General features: G+C 66.8%; 3 protein-coding genes. 1 reads left to right on the forward strand and 2 read right to left on the reverse strand.

Features of this window, described 5'->3' with window-relative positions; genetic code table 11:
- Positions 1–1,263: 1,263 nt before the first annotated feature.
- Entirely contained in the window at positions 1,264–2,016 is a 753-nt protein-coding gene (locus tag ACFWF3_RS23545; RefSeq protein ID WP_378989638.1) for a hypothetical protein, read from the reverse strand.
- 638 nt (positions 2,017–2,654) lie between these two features.
- Here ACFWF3_RS23545 and ACFWF3_RS23550 point away from each other — a divergent pair.
- Positions 2,655–3,611, forward strand: coding sequence for a helix-turn-helix domain-containing protein (locus ACFWF3_RS23550; protein ID WP_378989637.1), 957 nt, complete (start codon positions 2,655–2,657; stop codon positions 3,609–3,611).
- 77 nt (positions 3,612–3,688) lie between these two features.
- Here the strand turns inward: ACFWF3_RS23550 and ACFWF3_RS23555 are convergent, their stop codons facing one another.
- Complete coding sequence (locus ACFWF3_RS23555) at positions 3,689–4,825, reverse strand: acyl-CoA dehydrogenase family protein (protein ID WP_379315296.1); 1,137 nt, start codon at positions 4,823–4,825, stop codon at positions 3,689–3,691.
- Positions 4,826–5,126: the final 301 nt, after the last annotated feature.

Genomic DNA, 5,126 nt, shown 5'->3' on the forward strand with positions numbered 1-5,126 from the left:
AGGTGATGCCTTGCATCTGCGGCACGGATTTGGTGGTGGTTGCGAGGTTGCGCGCGGCGACGGTGCTGAGGCTCAGCTGGGCGGCGGCGATGGTTCCAGAGAATGGTTCAGCCAGTTCAGTCATGAGTTCTTCCTGCTTCGAGAGACATGGGAGAAACGAGATGACACACCACGGGGAGTGAACGAATCAGTTATCCACCGGCTATCGATTGTGGCAGAAGCGACTGTAGCGGATCGTGCGCGATCTACGGAGCAAAATGACTCTAAATCCGTTGTGCTAGAAGTGAATTCATAGCTCCTTCACGATTGTCGCGCATGCCCGGAGCCAGGTTCTATCGGCCCTCGTGGCATTGCCATGAGGACGCTGAATGTCTGCTTCAGTGACTCATGAGCGCCTCATCGCCGCCCTCCCCGCACCCGCGCTTCCGATGACCAGCAGCAGGGCGGTGAGCGCCCAGCGTCGCTGTTCGACCGCCACCGGCTGGGCAACCACCGCCTCCGGCTCCTTCTCCGGCGGCGAGACAAACCTCACCGGCGTGGGGACCGGGACGGGTGGACTCGGCGGCGGTTCCACGGGTGACGGAATCGGGGCCGGCGGGGGGCTGACCGACACGCTCGGCGGTGGCGGAGGAGGTTCCGGTGGAGGTGACGGTTCAGGGATAGGCGGCACAGTCGGCTGCGGGGCCGGGACCGAGGGAGGTGGCGGTGGTACAGGCAGCGGCTTCGGCGGCGCGGGAGCAGGTAACGGGAACGGCGGAGGTGCCGGAGCAGGCAACGGGAGCGGACGCGGGGCCTGCGGAACCGGCGCTTCCCGTCCATCGAACGGGCGGGCCGGAGCGGGCAATTCCAGACCACCGCGAGGCGGTACCGGCACCTGAACAGTCGGCCGCTCGAACGAAGGAACGGCCGGCTTCTCGAACGGCCTTCTCGGCGTGGTCGTCTCCGGTAGATCGGGCCGGTCGCCCTGACCGGGGAGCCTGGGTTCCATGAACGGCCGCCGGGTGACCTCCGGTTCCTCGTACCGCGGCACCGACCGAGGAAGCTGGCCGGTCGTCGCGAGAGGCGGCGGTACGCGTAGCGTCTCCGCGGGTTCCGGTGGGGCGGTGGTCAACGTCCCGATTCGCGGCATGTTTCGCGGTACGACGACGCTCGGTGGCTCGATCGACGGTGATACCGGACCTGGAACCGCACCGACCGATCCGGGCGCGAACAGGCCCACCCCCGCCAGTGCGGCAGCCCAGATCCCTCTCCGCACAGTCTTTTTCACCTCAGTTGCACCAGCACGGCATCGAAGGCCGTCGGTGCGACAGCCGCCGCTCGGCCATAGGGGTTCTGTAGCTCGAAGATGGTGAAGATCATGAACGTCACCACCGCCGCGAAGCTGGCCACCACCACGATGTGAATGCGCGCGCTGGTGCCCGAGAACAGCAGTGACAAACCCACCGACAGAATCGCGCCGAGTGCCAGCGCCAGCCACATCATCGGCGACAGCGCGCTGCCCGCGGCCTCGATCCTGGCTTGCCTTGCCTCGTAGACCTCCCACAGCCGATCGGCTGCCGCGATCTGACGCGAACGTTGCCATTCGTCGGTGGCGGGACTGGCCGCAATGCTGGTACGCACCGCCGACAACTGGTTCCACGCCCTGTCATCGACACTCCCACCGGAGCTCATGGCGGGCCATTCGACCTCGATCACCTGGCCGGTATAGGAGTGAACAGCCCTGGTGACGGTGCTGCGGGCCGGCTCGGACAACGCGTCGCCCGCCCACTGCAAGGCGAGCAGCCGGTCTGCCTCGTCCGATGCCGCCTTCGCCGCACCGGCGTTGGTGTCGAGCACGCCGATGAGCAGGAACGACGCGAGCACCACCTGCAGTCCGCCGACGAGCGTGAACACCTGCCCCACCGACTCGTTGGTGGCCTCTCCGTCGCGCCCCTTGCCGCGCCTGCGCAGCAGGTAGGCGGCGGTTCCGGCCAGTCCTGCGGCGACGATCACCCACAGCAGTGCTTCCCACAGCATGTCTCAGTAGTCCTTTGTCGTCGAGGTGAGCGAGGAATGCGCGCGAGCAGGGAGGACACGATGAGGAATCCTGCGACCGTTGAACGCGGAATAGCAAGGGAGCCAACGGTGTCGAGGTTAGGCCGCAGGCAGGAGTGCCGCAATAACCAGGCAAACCATCGACGAGCGCCCCCGATGGCTACCGGATGACCGAAATCGGCAGGCGGGAACCGCCTTCGAGGCAGTCGAGAGCACGGCCCGCGCAACCCGTCCTGGCACGACATCCCGGCGAACCTGGCACGGAATGCGAGTGTCGTCCACGAGGTGACACCGAGATCCGATAGACCGTACTATGTCAGCGAATTACGCTGTTATCCTTGGTTTTTCGAGAGCAACTCCCATTGTCGACAGGTGCAGGCAACCGGTGACGGATCCGCGTCCTACCCGTTTCCGGCGACCGCGCACCCCCAGCGCGGAGGTGGAATATGCACAGCGAGGCGGACGCGGACAGGATCGAGACCGGAGGGCGAACCGAGCGCGGCGAGCAGCACTCCGACCGAACGGAGGCCTTTCCGAGGGTCACAGTGCCAGAGAAGTCCGTTTTGTTCGAATTGGGGCAATCGGCGAGCGAATTGATTCGACCGGCAACTGTGTGCCCCTTGGAGCGACCGGGCCCCGCCGCCGACCAGGGTGTGGCCCTCCGCGGGACGCCCGATTTGCAGCGGGTGGCGTTCGGCTGCCGCCTGCGCGCCCGGGAGGATTTCGCTGCCACGCTGTGGACCTCGAGCACCGGGTCGGTGCTGGTCGCCCGGCTGCGATCCTCGGACATCACCGCCGAGCGCGGCGCCGGCGTCGGCGACGACCACTACAGCCAATACCTGCAACTGGGTTTGGTGCTGGCCGGGCGGGCCACGCTCGAGCAACGAGGCCACCGATCGACCGCGGTGGCCGGTGAGGCTTTCGCGGTGTGCCTCGACAGCCCGTTCCGGTCGACCCTCGCGCGCTGCGAGGCTCCGGCCACCGATGTGCTGTACCTCTACCTACCGGTCGATTCGCTGACCGCGTGGGGACTGGACGCGGCCGCGGCAGGCGGCTGGTCCTGGCCGCTGTCGCGCGCGGCGGTGTCGGCCTTGATGTTCGGCCGTGATATCGCCTGTGGCGCAACAAGTCCCGACCATCTGCGAATTGTGGCTCGCATCGACGAGATCTTGTTCCGGGCGGCGATAGTCGCGCTGCTCGAACGCGATCTCACGGATGCGACGAGGGAGCTGACAACCGAGGATGTGCTGCGTCGCCGCGCGGCCGACTTCATCGACCGGAATTTCGCGGACCCGGCGGTGAATCCCGATGCGGTCGCGGTCCGGCTGCACGTGAGCAGGCGGACCCTGTTCCGGGCGTTCGAACTCCAGGGCCTGTCCGTGGGGCGGCTCATCCGCACCCGCAGGCTGGCTGCCGCGGCGAGCGCGCTCAGCGATGACACCCGTGGCCTGCGCGACATTGCCGACAGCTGCGGTTTCCGCACGGTCGATCAACTCTCCCGAGCATTCCGCGCCAAGTACGGGGTCACCCCGGCCGCCTACCGCGCCGCGCGGCGCAAGGACGCCATGGCCGGATAGTGCCTCCGGTAGCTCCACGTCCGACGACGGCTGTGGCACCTGAAGTATTGGAAGACAACCGATCTCGACCGAGGTGATCAAGAGCTCGGCGGCGGCACATCGGCGCCGAGCACCTCCCGGCCGATCTCACCGGCCAGCACCTCGGTCGAGTACGCCATGAGCTGCCCCGCTTCGGCGTCGCGCAGGTGCCGCTGAATGGGCGACTGACGCAGATACCCCGATGCTCCACCCACGCGCACACCCAACTGGGCGACGTCCACTGCCACCTTGTTCGCGAGATACTTCGCCCGCGACAGGGTGGAGAAGAAGGCGGGGCTCGCGCTGTCGGCCTCGCGCAGGCCCTGGTCGTAGAGGGCGTGGGCGGCAGCGAGGCGTACCTGTACGTCGGCGACCTCGTGCTGCACCCACTGTTGCTCGGCCAGCGGATTGCCCAGGATCATCCGCGACCGGGCGTGCGCGACCAACGCGGCGAGCGCCGCGTCGGCGATGCCGAGGGAGATGGCGGGCAACCCGGCCGGGATCACCGCGAAATCACCCGGTCCCGGTGCACGACCACGGTATTCGGCGCGCAACACGGTGTTGTCGAAGGCCAGCAGTTGACTGCGGGTCGCGCGCAAACCGAGGGTGTCCCAGATCGGGATGATCGATACGGACTCGTCCGGTATCACCCCGAAGAACGTCGGTGCCCCCGAAACCAGCGCGTTCACCAGCAGGTAGTCCGCGATCTCGCTACCGGAGACGAACCGTTTCGCGCCGGTGAGCGACCAGCCGCCTATCACGGGTTCGGCCACCTGCTGTGGTTGCAGAAACCGGTTGCCGCTGCCCGGCTCGGACAACGCGTTGGCGAACCGTTTACCCGCGAGAAACTCCTCGGCGAAGAACGACCCCGCCGAATCCCCGGTCAACTCGGCCAACGCGACGCCCGCACCAGCGTGCATCACCCAGATCGTCGCGATGGACGGATCGGCCTTCGCCAGAATCCGGACCACTGCCCCGAACGACTGATAGCTCGATCCGAGCCCACCCAGCCGCCGAGGCAGCACCGCCCGATCAACCCCGGCATCGTGCAGTGCGGTCAGCTCGGCGACCGGAATCTCGGCCCGCTCGTCATAGCCGGCCGCGTCGGCGGCAAACCCCACCGCCAGTTCGGCCACCCGATCCAGGATCTCCTGTTCGCCCACCCCTCGCGACGACCCGACCTGCGCGCTGCTCACGAATTACCCTCCGCTCACAAGGAATTCGATCGCCGCGATACCTGCGGAGATCATCCGACCAGAATACGCAGCGCGCCGGGCTGGAAGAAGCCGCCGAAGGCATGTCCACGACCGTCCTCAACACCTCCGGTCGGCGCGAAGTGCCACGACGATGGGATTCTTGTCCAGTGTCAGATCAGAACGTGTCGGTGGACCGGAGTCCCATGGGAAAATGGGCACAACAATCGACGATCCGATAGCTCAGCTGCTCGGGCAAACGGCGATGGTCGCTGTCATGCTGTCTCTCTGATCGGATGGATTC

This window comes from Nocardia sp. NPDC060220 (genome assembly GCF_042727815.1).
In the GTDB taxonomy this organism is placed as follows: domain Bacteria; phylum Actinomycetota; class Actinomycetes; order Mycobacteriales; family Mycobacteriaceae; genus Nocardia.

Bases quoted from the DNA above. Each gene is read 5' to 3' on its own strand.
- ACFWF3_RS23545 (WP_378989638.1), bottom strand. From the start codon at position 2,016: ATGCTGTGGGAAGCACTGCTGTGGGTGATCGTCGCCGCAGGACTGGCC.